Origin of the sequence: Litoreibacter sp. (assembly GCF_039974535.1) — a bacterium.
In the GTDB taxonomy this organism is placed as follows: domain Bacteria; phylum Pseudomonadota; class Alphaproteobacteria; order Rhodobacterales; family Rhodobacteraceae; genus Litoreibacter.
Map to the genome: position 1 here is coordinate 282127 of NZ_JBDWIU010000011.1, position 21630 is coordinate 303756.

At 55.6% G+C, this 21630-nt stretch carries 24 protein-coding genes; 7 read left to right on the forward strand and 17 right to left on the reverse strand.

What is annotated here, in order from left to right:
* Nucleotides 1–69: 69 nt before the first annotated feature.
* From ABJN86_RS11875 to ABJN86_RS11905, 7 genes are all read right to left on the reverse strand, one after another.
* Nucleotides 70–591, reverse strand: a complete 522-nt coding sequence (locus ABJN86_RS11875) for a sarcosine oxidase subunit gamma (RefSeq protein ID WP_348367364.1) — start codon at nt 589–591, stop codon at nt 70–72.
* The gene (locus ABJN86_RS11880) at nt 584–3493 is read right to left on the reverse strand and encodes a sarcosine oxidase subunit alpha family protein (RefSeq protein WP_348367366.1); all 2910 of its coding nucleotides are present in this window, start codon (nt 3491–3493) and stop codon (nt 584–586) included. Before ABJN86_RS11880 ends, ABJN86_RS11875 begins: the two co-directional genes overlap by 8 nt.
* The gene (locus tag ABJN86_RS11885; RefSeq protein ID WP_348367367.1) at nt 3490–3762 is read right to left on the reverse strand and encodes a sarcosine oxidase subunit delta; all 273 of its coding nucleotides are present in this window, start codon (nt 3760–3762) and stop codon (nt 3490–3492) included. The genes ABJN86_RS11880 and ABJN86_RS11885 overlap by 4 nt, the downstream gene beginning before the upstream one ends.
* Nucleotides 3763–3771: 9 nt before the next feature.
* Nucleotides 3772–5025 carry a sarcosine oxidase subunit beta family protein gene (locus tag ABJN86_RS11890; RefSeq protein ID WP_348367369.1) on the reverse strand — a complete coding sequence of 418 codons (1254 nt, stop codon included), beginning with the start codon at nt 5023–5025 and terminating at the stop codon, nt 3772–3774.
* Between the two features lie 105 nt (nt 5026–5130).
* Complete coding sequence (locus ABJN86_RS11895) at nt 5131–5712, reverse strand: pilus assembly protein (RefSeq protein ID WP_348367371.1); 582 nt, start codon at nt 5710–5712, stop codon at nt 5131–5133.
* 13 nt (nt 5713–5725) lie between these two features.
* Nucleotides 5726–6295, reverse strand: coding sequence for a TadE/TadG family type IV pilus assembly protein (locus ABJN86_RS11900; RefSeq protein WP_348367372.1), 570 nt, complete (start codon nt 6293–6295; stop codon nt 5726–5728).
* Entirely contained in the window at nt 6292–7767 is a 1476-nt protein-coding gene (locus ABJN86_RS11905) for a pilus assembly protein TadG-related protein (RefSeq protein WP_348367374.1), read from the reverse strand. Before ABJN86_RS11905 ends, ABJN86_RS11900 begins: the two co-directional genes overlap by 4 nt.
* 339 nt (nt 7768–8106) lie before the next feature.
* Between ABJN86_RS11905 and ABJN86_RS11910 the strand changes: the two genes are divergently transcribed.
* Entirely contained in the window at nt 8107–9537 is a 1431-nt protein-coding gene (locus ABJN86_RS11910) for a Glu/Leu/Phe/Val dehydrogenase (protein WP_348367375.1), read from the forward strand.
* 42 nt (nt 9538–9579) lie between these two features.
* On the opposite strand, the gene ABJN86_RS11915 is transcribed toward ABJN86_RS11910, so the two are convergent.
* On the reverse strand, nt 9580–10101 hold the full coding sequence (locus ABJN86_RS11915) for a hypothetical protein (RefSeq protein WP_348367377.1): 522 nt from the start codon (nt 10099–10101) through the stop codon (nt 9580–9582).
* A gap of 61 nt (nt 10102–10162) precedes the next feature.
* On the reverse strand, nt 10163–11119 hold the full coding sequence (locus ABJN86_RS11920) for an NAD(P)-dependent oxidoreductase (RefSeq protein WP_348367378.1): 957 nt from the start codon (nt 11117–11119) through the stop codon (nt 10163–10165).
* Between the two features lie 167 nt (nt 11120–11286).
* On the opposite strand from ABJN86_RS11920, the gene ABJN86_RS11925 reads away from it, so the two are divergent.
* Nucleotides 11287–12198, forward strand: coding sequence for a pirin family protein (locus tag ABJN86_RS11925; RefSeq protein WP_348367380.1), 912 nt, complete (start codon nt 11287–11289; stop codon nt 12196–12198).
* A gap of 5 nt (nt 12199–12203) precedes the next feature.
* Here the strand turns inward: ABJN86_RS11925 and ABJN86_RS11930 are convergent, their stop codons facing one another.
* A complete protein-coding gene (locus ABJN86_RS11930; RefSeq protein WP_348367382.1) occupies nt 12204–12575 on the reverse strand; it encodes a hypothetical protein in 372 nt (123 codons plus the stop codon).
* 54 nt (nt 12576–12629) lie between these two features.
* Here ABJN86_RS11930 and ABJN86_RS11935 point away from each other — a divergent pair, with 54 nt between their 5' ends.
* Entirely contained in the window at nt 12630–13382 is a 753-nt protein-coding gene (locus tag ABJN86_RS11935; RefSeq protein WP_348367384.1) for an alpha/beta fold hydrolase, read from the forward strand.
* Nucleotides 13383–13475: 93 nt separating this feature from the next.
* The gene (locus ABJN86_RS11940) at nt 13476–13595 is read left to right on the forward strand and encodes an entericidin, EcnA/B family (protein ID WP_348367386.1); all 120 of its coding nucleotides are present in this window, start codon (nt 13476–13478) and stop codon (nt 13593–13595) included.
* 169 nt (nt 13596–13764) lie between these two features.
* Here ABJN86_RS11940 and ABJN86_RS11945 read toward each other — a convergent pair whose 3' ends face one another.
* Together ABJN86_RS11945 and lepA are read right to left on the reverse strand one after the other, a co-directional pair.
* On the reverse strand, nt 13765–14529 hold the full coding sequence (locus ABJN86_RS11945; RefSeq protein WP_348367388.1) for a DUF3800 domain-containing protein: 765 nt from the start codon (nt 14527–14529) through the stop codon (nt 13765–13767).
* A gap of 117 nt (nt 14530–14646) precedes the next feature.
* Nucleotides 14647–16461: a translation elongation factor 4 gene (gene lepA / locus ABJN86_RS11950; protein WP_348367390.1), complete on the reverse strand. Its 1815-nt coding sequence runs from the start codon at nt 16459–16461 to the stop codon at nt 14647–14649.
* Between the two features lie 391 nt (nt 16462–16852).
* Between lepA and ABJN86_RS11955 the strand changes: the two genes are divergently transcribed.
* Nucleotides 16853–17227, forward strand: a complete 375-nt coding sequence (locus tag ABJN86_RS11955) for a hypothetical protein (protein ID WP_348367391.1) — start codon at nt 16853–16855, stop codon at nt 17225–17227.
* A gap of 117 nt (nt 17228–17344) precedes the next feature.
* The gene (locus ABJN86_RS11960; RefSeq protein ID WP_348367393.1) at nt 17345–17659 is read left to right on the forward strand and encodes a hypothetical protein; all 315 of its coding nucleotides are present in this window, start codon (nt 17345–17347) and stop codon (nt 17657–17659) included.
* On the opposite strand, the gene ABJN86_RS11965 is transcribed toward ABJN86_RS11960, so the two are convergent.
* The 5 genes from ABJN86_RS11965 to meaB form a co-directional block, all read right to left on the reverse strand.
* The gene (locus ABJN86_RS11965; protein ID WP_348367394.1) at nt 17638–18099 is read right to left on the reverse strand and encodes a low molecular weight protein-tyrosine-phosphatase; all 462 of its coding nucleotides are present in this window, start codon (nt 18097–18099) and stop codon (nt 17638–17640) included. The genes ABJN86_RS11960 and ABJN86_RS11965 overlap by 22 nt on opposite strands.
* A gap of 149 nt (nt 18100–18248) precedes the next feature.
* Nucleotides 18249–18764: a copper chaperone PCu(A)C gene (locus tag ABJN86_RS11970; protein ID WP_348367395.1), complete on the reverse strand. Its 516-nt coding sequence runs from the start codon at nt 18762–18764 to the stop codon at nt 18249–18251.
* A 56-nt stretch (nt 18765–18820) separates the two neighbouring features.
* The gene (locus ABJN86_RS11975; RefSeq protein WP_348367397.1) at nt 18821–19168 is read right to left on the reverse strand and encodes a DUF2946 family protein; all 348 of its coding nucleotides are present in this window, start codon (nt 19166–19168) and stop codon (nt 18821–18823) included.
* Between the two features lie 150 nt (nt 19169–19318).
* The gene (rpmB, locus tag ABJN86_RS11980; RefSeq protein ID WP_348367399.1) at nt 19319–19606 is read right to left on the reverse strand and encodes a 50S ribosomal protein L28; all 288 of its coding nucleotides are present in this window, start codon (nt 19604–19606) and stop codon (nt 19319–19321) included.
* A gap of 194 nt (nt 19607–19800) precedes the next feature.
* Nucleotides 19801–20760, reverse strand: coding sequence for a methylmalonyl Co-A mutase-associated GTPase MeaB (meaB, locus tag ABJN86_RS11985; RefSeq protein WP_348367674.1), 960 nt, complete (start codon nt 20758–20760; stop codon nt 19801–19803).
* Nucleotides 20761–20882: 122 nt separating this feature from the next.
* Between meaB and ABJN86_RS11990 the strand changes: the two genes are divergently transcribed.
* A complete protein-coding gene (locus ABJN86_RS11990; protein WP_348367401.1) occupies nt 20883–21614 on the forward strand; it encodes a DUF3108 domain-containing protein in 732 nt (243 codons plus the stop codon).
* Nucleotides 21615–21630 lie beyond the last annotated feature (16 nt).

Genomic DNA, 21630 nt, shown 5'->3' on the forward strand with positions numbered 1-21630 from the left:
TCGCAAACGCTATTCAGGCAAGGGTGAAATAGCTATTCACGAGCGATCACGTATCTGAGAGGCACCCATCTACATCTGCGCGTTGACCGACACCATTGTGGCGTGCATTTCGTGCACCAAAGTCTTTGTAAATGCGCGGAACACCATGATCTCGAAGCCGCCTGCTCGCTGAACGATGATCGCGCTCATCTCGCCTATAAGCGAGCGCACGACATCCCCTTCAGACATCGCATTCACATCCACCGGACACAGCCGCGCCATGACATCAGCGACCCCTGCCCCCATCAGTGACACCGCGCACCACGCATCCGATTGATCGGTGATTGCGGCATTTAACTTGGGCGGCTTGGCCCCGATCAAGAAGTACTGACCGCGCGCGGTCCACACGATCTCAACCCCGTCAATTGCACTCACTTTACCCGCCTCTGGCAGCTTCACACCAACGGCTTTCTTCAACTCTGGCGAGACATCAGCACCTTTGAAAGGCGCTACCGAATAGAGTTCGCGGTGCGGCACCTCTTCAAGCGAAAGCCCGCCAACGACGACAGGTAGCAATCCTTCGGCAGCGGACTTAGATTTGAGATCAATCACGGGCTTTGCTCCCCTCTGGGTCTAGGAACACGGGGTGGCAAATTTCCACCCGTGTGGTGACATGGCGCAGATGATCGACAAGTTTCACAACTTCCCCGTGACGTTCGCGCCCGTTTTTCAGGAACCCAAGGCCGATCATCCCCAACTCTGGCGAGAAGCCCACGGATGTGGTGTAGCCTTGCTGGTTTTCGCGGATCGGATCATCCTCCAGATCAAAGAAGAACGCCCCAGCATTCAGCTCCTTCACCGCGCCTACGGGTTTGAGGCCTACGAGCTCTTCGCGGCCCTCTAGCAACCCCGGGCGCATAGCGGCGGTCTTGCCGATGAAGTCCTTCTTCTTCGACATCATCATGCCCATTCCCACGTCGCCAGCAGTGACACGTCCATGAATTTCGGAATGCGTCAGGAAGCCCTTCTCAATGCGCATAACATTAAGCGCCTCCATACCATATGCACCGCCGTCCATTGCCTCAGCTTGAGCCAACAACCCCTTGAAAAGGCTTTCGCCATAACGGGCGGGGACGGCCAGCTCATAGGCGTGTTCGCCCGAAAAAGAGATACGGAACAAGCGGGCTTTGATCCCACCGATTGAAACCTCGCCGCACCCCATGAAGGGCAAATCCGGCGCACCGTCCAACACCTGCGCCAAAAGATCACGTGACTTCGGCCCTGCGATCGCGAATTGCGCCCAAGCTTCGGTCACCGAAATGAACTGCACATCAAGATCGGGGCGCAAACATTGGGAGACAAAATCCAAATGCCGCATCACCTGCCCTGCGGCGGCAGTTGTCGTAGTCATAACGTAGTGATTTTCCGCAATGCAGGCCGTGGTTCCGTCATCCATGACGTAGCCATCCTCGCGCAGCATAATGCCGTAGCGCACCTTGCTGGGTTTCAGGGTGGAAAACGTGTTTATGTAAAGAAAGTCGAGGAAAGCGCCTGCATCGGGCCCCTGAATGTCGATTTTCCCCAAGGTCGACACATCCGCAATCCCCACCGCAGAGCGCACCATGGTGACCTCACGGTCGCAAGATTGCCGCCAATGGGTTTCACCATCTTTGGGGAAGTAGCTGGGGCGGTACCATAGCCCCGCCTCGATCATTGGGGCGTTGTTTTTACGCGATATTTCATCGCTGGTGGTGAAGCGTTGGGGGGCAAATCCCATGCCTTGCGCGTAGGCTCCCATCGCCGCAATTGCCACTGGCGTATAAGGCGGGCGGAAGGTGGTTGTGCCTGTCTCAGGGATACCACGCCCCGTCGCATCAGCAAGCACGGCCAAAGCGTTGACGTTGCTGTTCTTTCCTTGATCCGGCGCCATACCTTGGGTGGTGTAGCGCTTCATGTGCTCGACGGATTTGAAGTTCTCTTGCGCGGCGAGCTTCACGTCCTTCACCGTCACATCATTTTGAAAATCCAGCCACGCGCGCCCCTTTCCAGGCACCGCCCAAAGCGGTCTGATTTGCGTCGGCGTGTCGTCGGCTTTTGGTATGGCAGGCGCGCGGGCCTCCATGCCCAGTGCTTTCAACACTTCCTTCGCACGAAAGACGCCTGACTTCAGGCAAGCCTTCGTCGAAAAGCTGCCGCCAGCCGCCCCTGCGACCTCCATCCCCGGCACCATGTTTGGCACAGGGATAAATGCGGCAATGTCTTCATTCCATTGCGGACGGCCATTCATGTGGCAGGGCAAATGCACCGTCGGGTTGTAACCACCCGAGACGCCCAAACAGTCGGCCATGATATCGCCCACGCCGTCCGAGATCGTCACCCCCTCGACCAGTTTGCGGCCTTTGACGTTGGTGACATGCGCGCCTTTGTAGATCGGGAAATTGCCGGAAATTTCGGCGTCCGCGCGGCTGTCCACATAGGCCACGATATGCACGCCCGCGTCCGACAGGTCTTTCGCCGTGCGGAAGGCGTCATCGTTATTGCCAAACAGCGCGACGCGCTTGCCCGCTGCCACCCCAAAACGGTTGAGATAACCGCGCAGCGCGGAGGCCATCATCACACCGGGACGGTCGTTGTTTTGGAACGCAATCGGACGCTCCATCGCGCCCGCCGCGTAGACGCAGCCTTTGGCCACGATACGCCAAAAAGTCTCCAACGGAGCGTCGCCTGCATGCTCAAGGTGATGCGACACACGCTCCACTGCCCCGTAGGTGCCGCCGTCATATGCGCCGGTCACGGTGGTGCGCTTCATCAGGCGCACATTGTCCATTTCGGCCAGTTTCGCGATTTGATCTTTCGCCCAGATGTGCGCGGGTTTGTCGCCGATTGTATATGTCTCGGAATTCAATCGGCCGCCAAACTCAAAGTCTTCCTCGGCCAAGATCACCTGCGCGCCCGCCTTCGCCGCGGTCATCGCCGCCATGATACCGGCGGGACCGGACCCCACCACCAGCACATCGCAAAAGGCGAATGCCTTGTCGTAGCGGTCCGAGTTTTGCGCCATTGATAGCCGCCCAAGCCCTGCGGCACGGCGAATAATCGGCTCGTATATTTTCTCCCAGAACGCCTTAGGCCACATGAAGGTTTTGTAGTAAAAACCAGCACTTAGGAATGGCGAGATCAGGTCGTTCAGCTCCAACACATCCCATTCAAGACTGCCAAGATGGTTTTGCGACCGAATATCGAGGCCGTTTACGAGTTCTTGACCTGTCAGGCGTAGGTTCGGAGTGATCTGGTCGCCTTGATGCAACTCGACCAGCCCGTTCGGCTCTTGGGTGCCGTCGGACATTAGCCCGCGTGGGCGGTGATATTTAAACGAGCGGCCCACAAGGTGGACGCCATTTGCAAGGAGCGTTGAGGCGAGCGTGTCGCCCTTGAAGCCGGAATAACTATTGCCGTTGAAAGTGAAACTGCGGGTTTGCGTGCGGTCAATCAGGCCTTTGTTTTGCAACCTCATTTTGCCACCTCGGATGCTAAATCGGATGCCAGTTCCACGCTTAGGATGTCATGGGTGGTCACGTTACGCTCCACCACCAACCAGCTGGAACAGCCAGCCTCGTGATGCCAAAGCTCGCGTGTAACACCAGCGGGGTTTTCACGGATGTGCAGGTATTTGTGGATCGCGTCTAAGTCGCCCTCGGCGGGGCGATCAAGGTAGTCGGCGGCACCAAGGTAGTAAAACTCGCGCCGGTCACGTTCACCGCAGATAGGGCATTTGATTCGCATGTCTCGTCCTTAGTGTAGGTTGTGTTGAGTGCCAGTGCCCTCTTCATCCATCAGGCCGTGGCCTGTGCGGAACCGATCAAATGTGTGACGCTCGGCCACCTCATGCGGCTTATCTTCGGCCATCAAATGCGCCATGCACCAGCCTGACGCGGGCACCGCCTTGAAGCCGCCGTAGCACCAGCCGCAGTCCATATAGAGGCCGTCGACCTTGGTGCGGTCGATGATAAAAGAGCCGTCCGGCGTCATATCCATGATCCCCCCCCAAGAGCGCAGCACCTTGGCTTTGCCCAACGCTGGCACGAGGGACATGCCTGCCTCCATCACGTGTTCCATCATCGGCAGGTTGCCCCGTTGCGCGTAGGAGGCGTAGAAATCCAAATCGCCCCCAAAGACCAAACCGCCCTTATCGGACTGGCTCAGGTAGAAATGCCCCATCCCGAAGCTGACGACGTGATCGACGGTGGGCTTGAGGCCCTCGGACACAAAGGCCTGCAAAACATGGCTCTCGATTGGGACCTCTAGGCCCGCCATGGCCGCGACTTGGGACGAGCGGCCCGCGACCACGATCCCCACCCGTTTGGCGCGAATGGCGCCGCGCGAGGTTTGCACGCCTTGCACCACCCCGTCTTTCACATCGATGTCGGTGACTTCGCATTGCTGGATGATGTCGACGCCTAATTTATCGGCCGCATGTGCGTATCCCCATGCCACCGCATCATGGCGCGCCGTGCCGCCGCGCGGGTGATAAAGCCCGCCGTAGACGGGGAAGCGGTGGTTCTCGAAGTCGAGGTAGGGCAGTTCTTTGCGCACGCCTTCGCGGTCTAACAAGATCGCGTCATCGCCTTGGTTGCACATCATGTTGCCGCGCCGCGCAAAGGCATCGCGCTGTCCGTCGGAGTGAAAGAGGTTAATCAGCCCGCGCCCCGAGTGCATGGTGTTGTAGTTTAGGTCCTGCTCCATATCCTCCCACAGTTTGAGGGAGTGGGAATAGAATTCGGAATTTCCGGGCAGGAAGTAGTTGGCGCGCACGATAGTCGTGTTGCGCCCCACATTGCCGCCACCGATATAGCCGCGTTCCAGCACTGCGATATTGGTGAGCCCGTGATTTTTAGCCAGGTAATACGCCGTTGCGAGGCCATGCCCGCCGCCGCCGATGATGATGACATCATATTCGGGCTTCGGCTCGGGGTCGCGCCAAACGGGGCGCCAACCTTTGTTACCGGTTAACCCTTCTTTGAGGATTTGGAAGGCATTGTAGCCCATGAGCATCTCCCGCAGTCACTACGGGTAGACAAACAGCAAAACGGGCAGAGCGAAAGACCCTGCCCCACATTGATTGCATTATAATGACGAATGCGCCGCCATCACCTAGCAGCTAGGAACATTCACACCGTCATCCCAAGTCAGGCAGGACGCGAATCGTGGGGAAGTTACCACAAAGTTCTCAAACACATGGTGGCTCCAACCGACGTTGAACGCTGGGTTATAATCGGTGAACGTTTCAACCAAAATGACCGTTTCGCCATCGGCCATCAATGGAACGCGATCTCTGAACGCCTCCAACTCGACCTGGTCGTCGTCTTGCTCCGACAAAGTTTCCTTGCTGGAGGATGACCATATCACGCTGTGTTTTTCGCCGTCCCAAGCCAAACTGGTAATCCTCAACGCAGAACTACCTGTTGTGAACGCTAGATTATCATAGAGCGCTTGAAGATTTGCGATGTACTCTTCTGTCACACCCTCAGTACGGCGCGACAAGATATCGCCAATCGTATAGGTCGCCTTAAGCGCCATATTACGGTTCTTGAAACCATCGAAGAACACAAAGCTCCCAACGAACCATCCAAACAACAAAGGCAGCATCAGTACAGCCTCGACCGTCATGGATGCACGCGTGTCACGAATGAACCGCGTAAATGGGGCAACAGACGTCAAAAACAAGTTTTTCATGATCCGTTCCTTTCTATTCGTTCGGTTCTACGGAGAACGCGGAAACCGCGATCATATTCAGGCGGTCCGGAGTTGTATTTCGCGTCAGGAACGCCCCTAGGCCTGCCGATTCAAAGAATGGTTTCATAGACATGCAAGCCCGGACAAAAACCACATCATTACTTTCAGTCGGGCTATCGAACCGCGTCACAGGGATTACATCCTCACCATAGTCGCGACATTGAGCCGTTTCTGATGGAAAGTCCCAATCGTCCCCAATCACATCCGTAATGCGCACAAGCTCAATGGTGACGTCATCAACGCAGTGGTTCGCCAGAATAACGGTCTGAGCACAAAGCAGCTGCTTGACCTGATCTTTGGTAAACGCGCGGTTCTCTGTTAGACGCATTTCGCGCACAGAGATATCCAACGCCCGGTCAAACATCATGTAGCGTGTCATGAGCAGTCCCAGCTCGAAGATCACCATGAAAATCAGGAAGAACCCTGGGAAGATGATCGCAAACTCGATAGTTGCGTTGCCATCCTCCCGTCCCATAAGACGCTTCCACATGCGGCCCAGCCGCGACGGGTTTTGCTTACTCATTGGATCAACCTCAACTGGTTAATTGTACGGGCAATCGCACCGAAGGCGTCGCTGATTTCTACACCCTCTACCGCGTAGAAGTGGCTAGAAGATGTCGCGCAGCGGCTCATCACTGCGGAGGCGGCGGCGTTATTAATGATCTCAAACCCGATGGTAAATACCACGATCCCATTCACACGCGAGGCTTCGCAAATGTCATCCAGACGTTCGTCTGCCTCAGTGGAATTGTGCACTCGATTATAGTAGTTGGACCGTGAGCTGCTGCGCACATAGTTATACAGGTAGTACCACAGGGTGAACTGAGACCAGTGTGCATACTCAGACACAGAGTTGTAAGCCCAATCATTGATGCGGTACTGATCCACATTCATACCGTCGGTCATAAGAACAATCGCCTTCACGGTTTCCTCATCGTCGTAGGCCGCAGGACGGCCACGAAACACCGGATCAACTGCACCGGTGTCGATCAACGAATTCACGGTGGAGCGCATTGATGGATCCAGCAAAGCAGCAGCCCACTTCATTGCATAGTGGATGCCTGTCGCCGAGCGAGGCTCATATGAATTGATCACGTTTTTCAAACTCGCATTGTCGTTCTTGAACGGTTGAATTTCTTCGTACGCTTTGTCCGAACACCATGGGTTCTGGATCTCATAGTTTGACGAGGAGCCGTAAAATGCGCTGGAGTATTCATAATGCTGCATTTGCTTGTATTGCTTAAGAGGATTGAACGGCACCGACGTGAAGTCAGACGCGTCAAGCTCTACGCAGTGAGAATAACTATGCACTTGATCAACATTTATCGAGTCGAACAACACTGCGCCCGCGTTGGTTTGGCCAGTGTAGGGAACGACCGAAATTGACACCAAATCCTTAGTGTCAGCCGTGATCATTGTATCCACGAATTCATTCGCAGCCGTTTGCATGTTCTCGATCTTATTATTGCTGTCCATCGAGCCCGAGATATCCAGAACAAGGGACACCTCAACGTTGTTGATCCGCTCCTCAGCGGTACCGCCCGCAGGTGCATCGATGCTTTCAATGCCAGCCATATTCAGGAACATGCTATCAACCGTGCTGGTGGCGTTGGCTGTAACGGTTCGGAAGTTCAGCCCTTCGCTAACGTCAACGTCCAGCTGATAGTTCGACAGGCCTGATTTCGCGAAATAGTCCTCTACGACTGCTTCTGGGTCATTCGTTTGATCCAAGTCAGCCGCCGCCAAAATGGCGCGGTCCAATGTGGCTTGTAGACGGGTGCGCATGTTCTCATGACGCATGAAGTCAATCGCCATCCCAGTCGCCAGCAGAACCATCATAAAGATGACCAAGGCAAAAATGATCATAGATCCGCTTTGCTCGGAGGCAAAACCGCGCGTTCGGCCGACAAGCCGTTGCTTGATTTGGCCCATGAAGCCTAACTCATCGTCCAAGCTGTCCTCAGCTTCGGTCTTGATAATACTCTTGTCACTCATGACTGAACCTTCCCTAACGCTGGCCTTAGACGCTGGCATGCGTCGAAGTTGCCTGACGTAAATTGTTCAAAGTCGAATTAACTAGATTACTGTGTCTGAAGTTTGACGAAATTGGGCGTAAATAAGGCGTTTGGTAGGTAAATACAGCAACGTTTTAAAGTAATGTTAGGCATTGTCTCCGCAACATAGCCAATCAAAGGCGGTCTCTAAAGAATCGCACATTGCAGAGCCAAAGGAATAAAAACCGTTTACGTTAAGGAATTTCTGGCATTAACCTAAGTTCTCATATCGCCCAAATTTTAGGCGATTCATTAATATCAGCTGTGACAAGGGGACACCATGAGCACAGAAAACGAACCTTCTTTTCGTGAATCCGTCGAGTTAATGTTCAACAGGGCCGTGGCTCTGATGGACCTGCCGCCGGGTTTGGAAAACAAGGTCAGAGTTTGCAACGCGACCTACACTGTTCGATTCGGCGTGCGACTGCGCGGCCAAATCCATACATTCACAGGGTACCGCGCCGTACACTCCGAGCATATGGAACCTGTAAAGGGCGGAATTCGCTTCGCGCCAAACGTGCATCAGGACGAAGTTGAGGCGCTCGCCGCGTTGATGACGTTCAAATGCGCCTTGGTGGAAACTCCGTTCGGCGGCTCAAAAGGTGGGTTGTGCATCGACCCACGCGACTGGGACGAGCACGAAATGGAGCAAATCACCCGTCGGTTTGCCTATGAGCTGGCCAAACGCGACCTGATCAGCCCCAGTCAAAACGTGCCCGCCCCCGATATGGGAACAGGCGAGCGTGAGATGGCGTGGATTGCGGACCAATATGCCCGCATGAACACCACCGACATCAACGCGCGGGCCTGTGTCACAGGCAAACCGTTGAATGCCGGCGGCATCGCTGGCCGTGTGGAGGCCACTGGTCGCGGCGTTCAATACGCGCTGCAAGAGTTCTTCCGCTACCCCGAAGATGTGGCGATTGCGAATCTTGAAGGATCACTCGAAGGCAAGCGGATAATCGTCCAAGGCCTCGGCAACGTGGGCTATCACGCGGCGAAGTTTTTGTCCGAAGAGGATGGCTCACTTATCGTCGGCATCATTGAGCGGGACGGCGCATTGACCAATGACAACGGTCTAAACGTCGAAGCCGTTCGCGCGTGGATCGGGGAGCATGGCGGTGTCAAAGGCTGCCCTGAGGGCACTTATGTCGAGGATGGTGCAAGCGTCCTGGAAGCCCCATGCGACATCATGATCCCTGCGGCTTTGGAGGGGGTTATCAACCTGTCGAACGCCGACCGTGTCCAAGCCCCGTTGATCATCGAGGCCGCGAATGGTCCGATCACATCGGGTGCGGATGACATCCTGCGCGAGAAAGGCTGCGTGATCATTCCTGATCTCTATGCCAACGCGGGCGGGGTGACGGTGTCCTACTTCGAGTGGGTGAAAAACCTGAGCCACATCCGCTTTGGCCGCATGGGAAAGCGCCAAGAAGAGGCGCAACATCTGTTGCTAATCAATGAGTTGGAACGCTTATCGGGTGACAAAGGTCTAGGTTGGGAGCTCAGCCCCGACTTCAAGGCCCGTTTCTTGCAGGGTGCCGGCGAGATTGAGCTGGTTCGGTCCGGTTTGGACGACACGATGCGCACGGCCTATCAGGCGATGCGTAAGGTCTGGCACGAGCGTGACGACGTACATGATCTACGTATCGCGGCCTATCTTGTGTCCATCGATCGCATCTCAAGCAGCTACCGCGCCAAAGGTCTGTAAAAAATCATCGGTGGGGGCGTCTCGCGCGCCCTCGCCCAGCTTCTAGTTAATGCCGTCTAGGTCAATCAAACCCTGACGGTGCGCAATCAGCGCGGCCAACGTATCAGCCATCACCTTGCCTTGTGCGCCCGAGGTAAGCCCCCCGACACCAACACGCTTGCCGACCCGCCACCACAAACCAGGCGCCCAAGCCTTAGGGTGCGGCTGCTTAAGCTTCATCAAGAACCCGTTGGACGGTTTAAACGCGAAAAAGCCACGGTCCACCTTCTCCACGTCATCTATCCGGCAAATGACGCGGCCATCAGACGTGCGCAGCTCGTCCATAGTTAATTCGATCATTTCTCCTGTGACGTCCCACATCCGGTATCCACCATAGATGCAAGCGGCCCCGATCAGTCCCAGCAAAAAGATCAAATGCAAGCCTTCAGGTGGCTGAACTAAAACAAGATAAAGCAGCAACCCCCCCAAAGCATAGAGTACCGCCACGCCGAAAAACCTGCGCGGGGCAGACGGGACCAGCCCTGCAATCACTTCAGAATGCTCGTCGTTTTCATGCTCTGCCATAGATCTCACTTCCGGTTGTGCCCGCACCGCTTACCGCGACACGGGCTTGGAAGCTAGCCCATCATCCGCGATTTGGCACAACCTCGTAGCCTTGCTCCTCCGGTTCCTCATCAACCATCTCGGCAGGAAACCCCGGTGCGGTCACATCGAGGCCAGTGGCATCCTCCAGGCGTTTGATAATATTTGGCGACAATTCGCGAGGCCCATACCGCGCAATACCGTCCTTAAATATCTCGATCATCAACGGGCTCATCTCAAGCGATATGCCCGCGCGGTCTGCGATCTCCTGAAACAGGCCAATGTCCTTTAGGACAAGATCCATCGTAAAGGATATGTCGCGCGACCCGTTCAAGATCACCTGACTTTCGGTTTCATGCACAAATGAAGTGCCGGACGAAATTTTCATCGCCTCATAGGCCACATTCAAATCCATCCCCGCCCCTTTCGCGACGGTCAGCGCCTCGGCGCAGGTGATCAGATTGGCCGTCGCCAAGTAGTTGGTCAGCACCTTCAAGACAGAGGCCGACCCAAGATCACCAGTATGCAGCACCCGCCGCCCCATAGTGGTAAGCAACGGCAAGACCGCCTCGAACGTGCTGCGGTCACATCCTGCAAAAATAGAAATATTCCCCGTATCCGCTCGGTGGCACCCCCCGGAGACAGGACAATCGACCGCCGCCGCCCCTGTCGCCAATACCTTCGCGCCAAGGCGTTTGACCTCGGCCTCGTCCGTTGTGGACATCTCCAACCAGATCTTTCCTGGCCCCATCGCTTCCAATAGCCCGTCTTCGCCTTCTACCACCGCCGCGCAGATGGTTGGGTGCGGCAAGCAGGTGATGACGACATCAACTGCATCCATCAGTTCTCGCGGGCTATCGGCTGATTTCGCCCCTTTGGCCACAGCCGCCGCGACCAATCCGTCGTCCAAATCCCGCACTATCACATCATGACCGTTGCGCAGTAGCGAGCCAGAAAGCTTGCCCCCCACGTTACCCAACCCGATAAACCCTATTCGCATGTCTTGCCTCCCTTAGTGTTTACCCAACGGTGAAAGAGCCTTCGCGACCCGTCTACGTCAAACGCGACACTGCAGCGCATTGTGCGAAAATGAACGCAATCTGCGCGAGAGGCAGCGGTGGACGCATCGTGCCTGCAGCGCTACCTTTTGCGCAAAGGAGATCCGACATGTCGATCCGCCCGATCAAAGCCGCGACCCCTGCTGTGCCAACGATGGAAGGGGCTGGCGTAAAATTGCACCGCGCATTTGGCTTTCATGATCCGACCATGCTGGACCCGTTCTTGCTGTTCGACGACTTTCGCAACGAGCATCCCGACGACTTCGCCAATGGCTTCCCGTGGCATCCACACCGCGGAATCGAGACCATTACCTATGTGCTGAATGGCACGGTTGAGCATGGCGACAGCCTTGGAAACATTGGTACTTTGGGCGCGGGCGACGTGCAATGGATGACTGCGGGATCGGGCATCCTTCACCAAGAAATGCCCAAAGGGAACGCCCAAGGGCAGATGCATGGCTTCCAGCTTTGGGCGAATTTGCCCGGATCCCTAAAGATGAGCACCCCACGCTACCAAGACGTGCAAGGCAAGGACATCCCCGAGATCATCGACGACGACGGCACCCGTGTGAAGGTCATCATCGGGGAATTCTGGGGACAGAAAAGCCCTGTTGAGGGGATCGCCGCTGACCCGCAATATCTGGACATCTTTGTGCCCGCGGGTGTGCGCAAGGTCTTCAAGGTCGATACCTATCGCCGCGCCTTTGCCTATGTGTTTGACGGGTCTGGCTCGTTTCGCGATGCCTCCGCCCCGCAAGGCGTTCTGCTGGAGAAGGAGGTCATGGGCGAGGAAGTCAACATTCGCGACATGTCAGGAAACCGGACGCTTGTTCAATTTGGCACTGGTGATGAGGTGACGGTTCAAGCCGGCGAGCGGGGCATCCGATTCTTGCTGATCTCCGGCGCGCCGATTGAAGAGCCGGTTGCATGGCACGGGCCCATTGTGATGAACACAAAAGACGAGCTGCGCGAAGCCATGCGTGACCTACGCAACGATACCTTCATCAAACCTGCACACTAGGGACGTTAAATCAGGCCGCGCCATTTCATCACCGCGATGGCGATGCCTGCAATTACGAAAATCTGCACGATAAATGTGGCGGCAAATCCGAACACGGCCTTTGATTTATTGGCCTTTTCGTCAATTCCATCAAGATGTTTGACGCAAATATCATAGGCCGCACTGATCCGCATTCCGTCCAAACGGCGCAGCATCAGGGGGTCATGAGACATGCTTTCAGCGTTCACCAACTCTTTAGCGGCATGGCGCACATGGCGGGGCAAACTGCGCCCCGCGCGCCGCACTCGTGCCTCAAGTGACACCCCCCGAATGCCAAGCTTTTCACGCAGCAGCGCTGAAACCCGCTCGATCAATTGTTCTACGACGACCTTTTCCATGGCCCCTCCTTAGACCACTTTCACGGGCGGCGGGAAGCTGCTAGGGCTTTGTCTATGCTTAACTATACCACATTTGGCACGGCTGGTGCCGCAAAGCCTCTGTTAATCGCCCATGGCCTGTTCGGGTCGGGGCGCAATTGGGGCGTCATCGCCAAACGCCTGTCGGATCGCGGACAGGTCATCACCGTCGACATGCGCAACCACGCCCATAGTTTTTGGAGCGACAGCCACAGCTACGACGATCTGGCCGCCGATCTGGCGCAGGTGATCGAAGACATCGGCGCGCCGGTGGACGTATTGGGGCATTCCATGGGGGGCAAGGCCGCGATGGTGCTGGCTGCCACACGGCCCGAATTGGTTAACAAACTGATCGTCGCGGATATCGCCCCCGTCGCTTATGTCCACACGCAAATGGGCCCGATTGAGGCCATGCGCCGCGTGGATTTCACAAACGTTGAGCGCCGCTCCGACGTGTTGCCGCAGCTCACGGGGTTGGAGGCTGGCGTGCCCGAGTTTATCGCCCAATCGGTGGATGTGCCCGCAAAGGGATGGCGGTTGAATTTGGATGTGCTGACGGCCGAGATGGACAAAATCGTGGGCTTTCCAGATCTAACAGGTCAGTTCGACGGGGACGCGCTGTTCTTGTCGGGGGCGGCGTCCGACTATGTGCTGCCCGCCCATCGACCCGCGATCAAGTCGCTGTTCCCACATGCTAAATTCGCCAAAATTCCAGACGCTGGCCATTGGCTACACGCCCAAAAGCCACGCGAGTTCGAGGCGGCGGTGCGCGTCTATTTGGGCAGCTAGGCGGGATTGGGCCGAACACCACGCCCCCGCTAGCAGCACCGCCCTCGCCTTGGTAGACTTGCGCAAAATAACAAAAACCAAGAGGCAGAGCAGATGAAACGCATAGGAATACTATGTCTGGCCGCGACCCTAGCGCTGGCCGGATGCGAGACGGTTGAGGGAATCGGTGAAGACGTAAGCGGTGCCGCGCGGGCGGTTAAGCGGGCGTTTTAGGTGGGGGGATGTTAACTGAGTCTAACCTTGCTTGAGAATTCACCGTACATCTTGATGATTATTGACTTGTTCACCTATTGAGCCCATATATCAGTCAACCCAGTGCTTCGGCGGCTGGTAGAAGATGGTACACAATCCACCGGATGGAGCCCTAGCGGCTCCATTTTTGTTATGGGCAGTACTTAAAGCCGTATCCATCAATGCGCCCATTGTTTGAGCGGTCGTATTTATGAGCCACCAGCACATTTCTAATAGTTTCAGAAAACCGCCCGAGTTCGACTGCATGTCCTTGAATACTCCTTACATGCATATGACTTCCGTGTGCGATTAGATCACATAACTGCAGCCCCGAAACATTGTCGGTCTTTCTTCGAAACTTAAGTGATTTGGCCTTCAACCTCCGTTGCACGAGGGCCGGCTCACGATATCTTGTACCATTTTCCCACAATCGCGTAAATTCCTGCTGCAAAGCAGTGTCCTTTTTGCCTTGCCTAGCTTCCGGCATTATATCGCCAAAGTCTTGCACCCTCTCCAAAAGTTGGACATATTTCTCGACTAAAATTTCAAGAAGATAGTGATACGGGTGTCGGCTTTCCCAATGATTTTGTTGGATCATAGCTAGTTTATCTATGACGACGGTAATCACGCGATATTCCGCACTCCTAATGAAATTCAACATCATATCGTCAAATGATGCCCGTTTGGCATTGTCATTCAGTTGACCAAATACTTTCTTTCGGCGGACAATGTCAGATCTATGAAAGTGGATTACTTCATCAGGATCGCAGTCAAAAATAGTATTTTTTATCAATCGCAACTGCGGATTTAAGAATTCGTCGACATGGTTCAAGTTAACCATCACACCAGTCAGGCTCAAATATCGATGGTTATCCTGATCCAAGCAACTTAAATCGTCTGTACCGACTTCGTCCAAATATAATCTGTGCAAATTCTACACGCCTAGCCTTAACTATCCGTCGCTATTTGACCGCGCACGCAAGCGCTTTGCAAGCAAAACGCTGCAGCCTACCCGCACTAAAACTGAACAGCCTTAGTTGTCCATTTTCAAGGCGCTAATAAACGCTTCCTGCGGGATATCCACCTTACCAAACTGGCGCATCTTCTTTTTACCCGCCTTCTGCTTCTCCAGCAGTTTCTTCTTACGCGTCGCGTCGCCGCCGTAGCATTTGGCGGTCACGTCTTTGCGCATGGCGGCCAGCGTCTCGCGGGCGATGATGCGGCCACCGATGGCGGCTTGGATCGGGATTTTGAACATGTGACGCGGGATCAGGTCCTTGAGCTTCTCGACCATCGCGCGGCCCCGCTGCTCGGCGCGGTCGTGGTGCACCATGATCGACAGCGCATCCACCGGCTCGTCGTTCACCAAAATCTGCATCTTGACCAAACGGTCCTCGCGGTAGCCCGTCATTTGGTAATCGAAGGACGCGTAACCCTTTGTTACGGATTTCAGGCGATCATAGAAGTCGAACACAACTTCATTGAGAGGCAAATCATACACAGCCATCGCGCGCGAACCGGCGTAGGTCAGGTCCTCTTGAATGCCGCGGCGGTCTTGGCATAGCTTGAGGACGTCGCCCAAGTATTCATCCGGCACAAGGATCGTCGCCTTGATGCGCGGCTCCTCCAGATGGTCCACGTGGGTCAGGTCGGGCATATCCGCAGGGTTGTGCAGGTCGATTTTCTCGCCGACCTCCCCGTCCTTACCGCGCATGTAGACGTGGTAAATCACCGACGGCGCGGTGGTGATCAAATCGATGTCATACTCGCGCTCAATCCGGTCGCGGATCACCTCAAGGTGCAACAACCCAAGGAAGCCACAGCGGAAGCCAAAACCAAGGGCGGCGGAGGTCTCCATCTCGAAACTGAACGAGGCGTCATTTAACGCCAGCTTCTCGATGGCATCGCGCAGGTCTTCGAACAGTGCGGAGTCCACGGGGAACAAGCCACAGAACACCACAGGCTGCGACGGCTTAAAGCCATCAAGGGCCACATCGGTGCCCTTCTTCTCGTGGGTGATGGTGTCGCCCACACGGGTGTCGCGCACCTGCTTGATGGAGGCGGTCAGGAAGCCCAACTCGCCTGGCCCAAGCTCTGCGATATCCGTCAGCTCGGGCTTAAACACCCCGATGCGGTCCACATGGTGGGTGGAGCCGTTGGAGAGCATCTTGATCCGCTCGCCGCGTTTCAGCACACCATCGATGATGCGCACCAGCACGATCACGCCGAGGTAGCTGTCGTACCAACTGTCCACCAGCATCGCCTTTAGCGGCGCATCGCGCACGCCCTCAGGGGACGGCAAACGAGTGACAATGGCTTCAAGTGTTTCATGGATGCCCTGCCCCGTCTTGGCGGACACCTGAATGGCGTCAGTGGCGTCGATTCCGATGACGTCCTCGATCTGCTCGGCTACGCGGTCACAATCGGCGGCGGGCAGGTCGATTTTGTTGAGAACCGGCACGATGTCATGATCCGCCTCAATAGCGTGATACACATTGGCCAGCGTTTGAGCCTCGACGCCCTGAGAGCTATCGACCACCAGCAGCGAGCCTTCAACCGCGCGCATGGAGCGGGACACCTCATAGGCGAAATCCACGTGACCGGGTGTGTCGATCAGGTTGAGAACATAATCCTCTCCATCGTCGGCCTTATAGTCGATCCGCACCGTCTGGGCCTTGATCGTGATACCGCGTTCGCGCTCGATATCCATGCTGTCGAGCATCTGGTCCTTCATGTCGCGTTCGGCGACAGTGTTCGTCTCTTGGATGAGGCGATCGGCCAGCGTGGATTTACCGTGGTCAATGTGGGCCACGATGGAGAAATTGCGGATTTTTGAAAGCTCGGTCATGGGTAGGGATATGCGTTGGAAACAAGGGCTGGTCAATGGGTTGCGTCGATCTTGCGGCCCCAATTGAGACAATCGTTAATCCAAGGATGTCCTCGGGCCACAACTGGCCAAGCTTGGAGTGTTGCCCCCAATTCCAGAGCAGTCATCGACGCCCGCTTTATGGCGAACACCGCTCGCATACGAGAGAATCAGTCTACTCACGGAATTGATCTCTATCCCGCTCGCCGTTGCCCCAAGGGAAACAATCATACTCATGGTGGCATTTTGACGCTCACGCGGCACCATATATAGACGTAACATCTTGAAAAATGGCGAAAACTTGACGATTTCAAGACGTTAATAGATTACTAAGGCATCTGCAGCACCTGACATTTCCAAAGGATGTTTATAAATGTTTCGATATGTACTTACCTCTGTAACTCTTCTGGCTGCCGCCCCCGCACTTGCTGGCGATCAAGCCATCTACCCCCATACCCACACCAACACGAAAACCGTTGGCAGCTTCACCACGCCGATCAACTATCGGCCCAACGGCCATGGCGTTGATTTGACTAAAGTTCGCCGGCACGGGAAATTCAACCATGCCGAAGTTGTTCGCCACGCCGGCTTCAATGAAACTGACACCAAGATTTTTCCTCGCGAAAAACACGGAGCTGGATCGGAAGTTGCGCCCGTCGTAGAGATCTTCGTCGAGAACTTCCCTGCACTACGCGGGACACAAGGAACTAACGGTCTGGCACTAGGTTCAAACCTGCCACACAACTAAACGACCTACTCATCGAAATTGTGAACGCCGTGGAGATTGAATTCTCTACGGCGTTTGTCTTATGATCTGCATAAATACAGAGCGCAGAAAAATTCGCGCCTAAGGTGGAGCAGAATAATGACCTTTAAGTTTGCGGCTATAGCCCTAGTGGTGAGTGTTTCAGCCGGCGGGGTCGCGAGTGCGGACCAAATCGAGCGGGCGTGCTTAAAGTCAGATCGCAAGGCGGTATCAAGATCCTTGTGCAACTGCGTACAACAAGTTGCCGACCTGACCTTGGATTCAGGGGATCAAAGACTGGCAGCCACCTTCTTCAAAGACCCCCATCGGGCACAGGTTATCCGTCAGTCCGACAACCGCAGCCACGAGAAATTCTGGAAGCGCTACAAAGAATTTGGCTCTAACGCCGCAAGCTATTGCCGCGCCAAGAGCTGAGATAACAACCCATCACAACAGGCTTCAAGCTGCGCTATTACTGGTTCAAATTTGCCGGTGTAGTATGGATCAGGCACCTCAACAGGGCCTGCATCCTTGGCAAAGGACGACATCAGCACAACAGGAGTTAGCACCCCTTCAGGGCGCAAAGCCTCAATGTCTTCGCGATTACCTTCATCCATCGCTACGATCAAATCGAACTTGTAAAAGTCGTTCACATCGATCACGCGAGCGACAAAATTTTGGACATCATAGCCCTTAAGCCTCGCGGCAACTATGGCCCGAGCATCCGGCGGATCACCAATGTGAAAACCGCCGGTTCCGGCACTGTCGACGATAAGATCGAGCTTCGACGTATTGGCTTTTGATCTCAATATGCCCTCGGCCAAAGGCGAGCGACAAATATTGCCTAAGCAGGCAAATAGCACTTTAATATTCACAGATATAGCTCCCCAGCTAGTCTTCAATTTGTGATAAAATTTTAAAAAAATCAAGAGACAACACCATCGGTCACCAATGGCATCTCACCAAGATAACACGAGCGAGGGCGACCCGAGAGCCGCCCCTAAACATTCACGTCTTCACAAAGTCAGTGGTCAGCGTGCCCGCTATGATCATCGTGGCCACTTTGGTCACTATGATCATGCCCAGAGTGCCCTTCTTTGGGCTTCCGCTCCAGATCAACTGGCACCATGACTTCAATGTCTCCGGCCTTCTCGAAGCTTAAGGTCACTGGCACCAATGCGCCCTGCTCAAATGCCCCGTTCAGGCCCATAAACATCACGTGATTGCCACCGCGGTTCATGTCGATCATGTCGCCTGCCGCAATCGGGAAGCCCTCTTCTACGTGCAACATCCGCGCGATGCCGTCGTCTACCTTGTGGGTGTGTAGCTCCACCCGTTGGGCAGCCGATGAGGACACGCTCAACAGCCGGTCGTCCTGTTCGGTTGTGTTCATCAACGTGATGTACGCTGCCCCTGTCTTGGCGTTTGCCGTGGCGCTGCGCGCATATGAATCCGTGACCTTGATGGCACCTTGATCCGCAAAGGCTGCAGTGGAAAGCGTGGCGGCCAACAAGGCCGAAGAAATAAGTTTCAAAGACATAGACCATGTCCTTTCGTCTGATTGATTGTCGATTTGGTTAAGTCGCGTAGATCAATTCAGCCAATCGGCGGCGCACGGGCTTTCAAGGCCAAGTAACTGTGCCGGATATAGGGCTGACTGTGAGCCATCAAATCCAACTCAGACTTGCGAACCTCACCTTGAAGAACCAGTTCAGGAGCGCTTGTCGCCGCATGCACGTGCACCATGGTGCAGTCTGGACAGATCGGCGCGGGATCTACTTGCTCACCATCGGCATCGATCAGGATCGTCTGCAACCCAGCACCGTTGCAAATCACCATAGCCTGCGCGCCAGACGTACTGTCGCGCATTGCCGCCATCGATCCCGTGGTAGCAATCATGGTGAGCACCAGAAGTGCCGTAAATAGGCGAGAGATAAGTCTCATAACGCTATCAGTAATGCCCTTAAGGGTCGGAGCCAACACGCCAATTGCCGCATCACGCAAGCTTGTCTGTCCCCGAACGCCGCGAACTACACAAACGAAAACGGCCCCGCCCATTCAGGCGAGGCCGCTTCAAAGCGATGTGCGTTAGCTTCAAGCTTCTGCTTGGGCTTTCGCGATGTCTTTTTTGACTTTCAGAGCCTTCGTGGACAGCTCTGTGTCTTTCGACTTTGCCATGAAGCTGTCGAGGCCACCGCGGTGATCCACTGTGCGAAGCGCAGCAGCGGAGATGCGGAACTTGAAGCCGCGACCCAGGGTCTCGGACATCAAAGTAACATCGTTCAGGTTCGGCAAAAACCGACGACGAGTACGGTTCTTAGCGTGGCTGACATTGTTGCCGACCATCGGGCCCTTGCCAGTGAGTTCACAGACGCGCGACATATGCGTTTCCTTCCGGTCTTAAACAAGTGAAGGCACCGCACATACGATGCCCTGAATTCGGTCTGCGTGGAATAGGCGGAGATTCTTAGAGGGTCAAGGGCAGAAAAGGCCTTTTGGCGCTGGAAGCACCCTGTTTCTGACGGATGTGCCCCACAACTGCCCAATCCAGCGCTGAGCCTGCCCCAAAAGCCCGATTACGCCAAGCCATCGAGCATTTTTGCAGCCGCATGATCCGGCGACAAACGCCCCTCAGAGACATCCAATGCCAAAAGGCGCATCGCTTCAATGGCGGATTCGTCCGCATTGATCCGCGCCAACAGCCCTGCGCGGACCGATTCCTCAAACCAATGCACGCCTTGCGCCTTACGCCGCGTGTCCCAATGGCCGTGCTCTTTGCGCCAGTCGCTTAGGGTTTGCATGTCCCCCCAAGCGTCTTCCAACCCCAACCCCGTTAGGGCCGACACGATCCGCGCCTTGGGGAAGCCATCGGGATCCTGCACCCGCTTGCGTAAAAGACGCAGCGCACCGGCGTAATCTGCCTGCGTGCGGGTCGCCGCCGGCTTCAAGTCGCCGTCCGCCTTGTTCACCAAGATCAAGTCCGCGATCTCCATGATGCCACGCTTCACGCCTTGCAACTCATCCCCGCCCGCAGGGGCCAGTAGCAATATGAACAGGTCCGCCATCTCGGCCACCATGGTCTCAGACTGGCCGACGCCGACGGTTTCAATCAACACGACGTCAAAGCCAGCCGCTTCGCACAGGGTCACCGCCTCGCGAGTGCGACGCGCCACGCCTCCCAAATGCGACTGCGACGGCGAGGGGCGGATAAACGCATTTGGATCACGCGACAGCAGGTCCATGCGGGTTTTATCCCCCAAAATCGACCCACCAGAGCGGGTAGAGCTAGGATCAACGGCCAGCACCGCCACCCGCAGGCCCTGCCCCGTGAGGTGCAGACCGAAGCCTTCAATGAACGTGGATTTCCCCACCCCCGGCGTGCCCGACAACCCAATGCGCAACGCTTGCGGCGCATCCTCGCGCAGCTTGCTTATCAAGGCCAAAGCTTGGTCGCGGTGATCATCCCGCGCACTCTCCACAAGTGTTATGGCCCGCGCCAAAGCCCGCCGGTCACCTGCCCGTATCTTCAATGCCATATCGTCAATATGTTTCAAGGCTGGGCAATCTTTCGCTTGTTTCCCCGCAATCGGGGGGTGTTAACCGTGGGTTCTGGGGCCAATATGTCTGAGACGCATAAGTGATGCAACGAGGCTAAGATATGAAGCAGTTTATCAAGATTTTGGGCATTTGCGCCCTGCCCCTAACACTAACACTGGCGCTGACCGCACCCCAAATGGCTGCGGCTGACGGATCGACGGACGCGAAGTTTTCGGTCTCCATTCGGGGGCTAACAGCGGGTACATTGACCGTCAAAGGCCAAGAGAGCGGAGGCTCCTACAAGGCATCTGGCGTGCTGCAAAGCGGCGGATTGGTCGGCTTGGTCGCCAAGGTGAAATACTCCGCCAGCACCAGTGGCCGCGTCAAAGGCAACCGTTTCAGCCCCACGCGCTATGACGAGAAGGCCGATACCGGCAAGCGCAAATCCAGCTCCTCTATGAGCTATAAAGGCGGCGTGCCCACGGTGTCAGACTATGTGTCCACACCCAACGGCGTGAAACCCTCCACCCAAAAGGGCACCGTAGACCCGATGACTGCACTCTACGCCGCCTTTCGCGATGTGGGCGAAGCCCAAGTTTGCAAACTGGATGTCAAAATGTACGACGGCAAACGCCGCTCGCAGGTGAAGCTAAGCAGTCCGCGTGCCGATGGCGATATGATCAAATGCGACGGCGAATACCGCCGTTTGGCGGGATTTTCAGCCGAAGACATGGCGGAGAAGACCCGCTTCCCCTTCAACCTGTTCTACGCCAAGACCGCCGACGGCCGCTACCGCGTGGAAAAAGTGGTCACCCAGTCGCTTTACGGCACTGCGGTGATGAAGCGGAAATAGACCTTCGCGTGAATGC

What these genes read in the sequence shown, in the direction of transcription:
- ABJN86_RS11975 (WP_348367397.1), bottom strand. Translation starts at nt 19,168, where the DNA reads ATGAGACTTATCTCTCGCCTATTTACGGCACTTCTGGTGCTCACCATG.
- ABJN86_RS11920 (WP_348367378.1), bottom strand. Translation starts at nt 11,119, where the DNA reads ATGCGAATAGGGTTTATCGGGTTGGGTAACGTGGGGGGCAAGCTTTCT.
- ABJN86_RS11925 (WP_348367380.1), top strand. Translation starts at nt 11,287, where the DNA reads ATGTCGATCCGCCCGATCAAAGCCGCGACCCCTGCTGTGCCAACGATG.
- ABJN86_RS11990 (WP_348367401.1), top strand. Translation starts at nt 20,883, where the DNA reads ATGAAGCAGTTTATCAAGATTTTGGGCATTTGCGCCCTGCCCCTAACA.
- ABJN86_RS11885 (WP_348367367.1), bottom strand. Translation starts at nt 3,762, where the DNA reads ATGCGAATCAAATGCCCTATCTGCGGTGAACGTGACCGGCGCGAGTTT.
- ABJN86_RS11910 (WP_348367375.1), top strand. Translation starts at nt 8,107, where the DNA reads ATGAGCACAGAAAACGAACCTTCTTTTCGTGAATCCGTCGAGTTAATG.
- ABJN86_RS11895 (WP_348367371.1), bottom strand. Translation starts at nt 5,712, where the DNA reads ATGAAAAACTTGTTTTTGACGTCTGTTGCCCCATTTACGCGGTTCATT.
- ABJN86_RS11900 (WP_348367372.1), bottom strand. Translation starts at nt 6,295, where the DNA reads ATGAGTAAGCAAAACCCGTCGCGGCTGGGCCGCATGTGGAAGCGTCTT.
- ABJN86_RS11935 (WP_348367384.1), top strand. Translation starts at nt 12,630, where the DNA reads ATGCTTAACTATACCACATTTGGCACGGCTGGTGCCGCAAAGCCTCTG.
- ABJN86_RS11940 (WP_348367386.1), top strand. Translation starts at nt 13,476, where the DNA reads ATGAAACGCATAGGAATACTATGTCTGGCCGCGACCCTAGCGCTGGCC.
- meaB (WP_348367674.1), bottom strand. Translation starts at nt 20,760, where the DNA reads ATGGCATTGAAGATACGGGCAGGTGACCGGCGGGCTTTGGCGCGGGCC.
- ABJN86_RS11970 (WP_348367395.1), bottom strand. Translation starts at nt 18,764, where the DNA reads ATGTCTTTGAAACTTATTTCTTCGGCCTTGTTGGCCGCCACGCTTTCC.
- ABJN86_RS11915 (WP_348367377.1), bottom strand. Translation starts at nt 10,101, where the DNA reads ATGGCAGAGCATGAAAACGACGAGCATTCTGAAGTGATTGCAGGGCTG.
- ABJN86_RS11890 (WP_348367369.1), bottom strand. Translation starts at nt 5,025, where the DNA reads ATGGGCTACAATGCCTTCCAAATCCTCAAAGAAGGGTTAACCGGTAAC.
- ABJN86_RS11955 (WP_348367391.1), top strand. Translation starts at nt 16,853, where the DNA reads ATGTTTCGATATGTACTTACCTCTGTAACTCTTCTGGCTGCCGCCCCC.
- ABJN86_RS11960 (WP_348367393.1), top strand. Translation starts at nt 17,345, where the DNA reads ATGACCTTTAAGTTTGCGGCTATAGCCCTAGTGGTGAGTGTTTCAGCC.
- rpmB (WP_348367399.1), bottom strand. Translation starts at nt 19,606, where the DNA reads ATGTCGCGCGTCTGTGAACTCACTGGCAAGGGCCCGATGGTCGGCAAC.
- ABJN86_RS11930 (WP_348367382.1), bottom strand. Translation starts at nt 12,575, where the DNA reads ATGGAAAAGGTCGTCGTAGAACAATTGATCGAGCGGGTTTCAGCGCTG.
- lepA (WP_348367390.1), bottom strand. Translation starts at nt 16,461, where the DNA reads ATGACCGAGCTTTCAAAAATCCGCAATTTCTCCATCGTGGCCCACATT.
- ABJN86_RS11880 (WP_348367366.1), bottom strand. Translation starts at nt 3,493, where the DNA reads ATGAGGTTGCAAAACAAAGGCCTGATTGACCGCACGCAAACCCGCAGT.
- ABJN86_RS11905 (WP_348367374.1), bottom strand. Translation starts at nt 7,767, where the DNA reads ATGAGTGACAAGAGTATTATCAAGACCGAAGCTGAGGACAGCTTGGAC.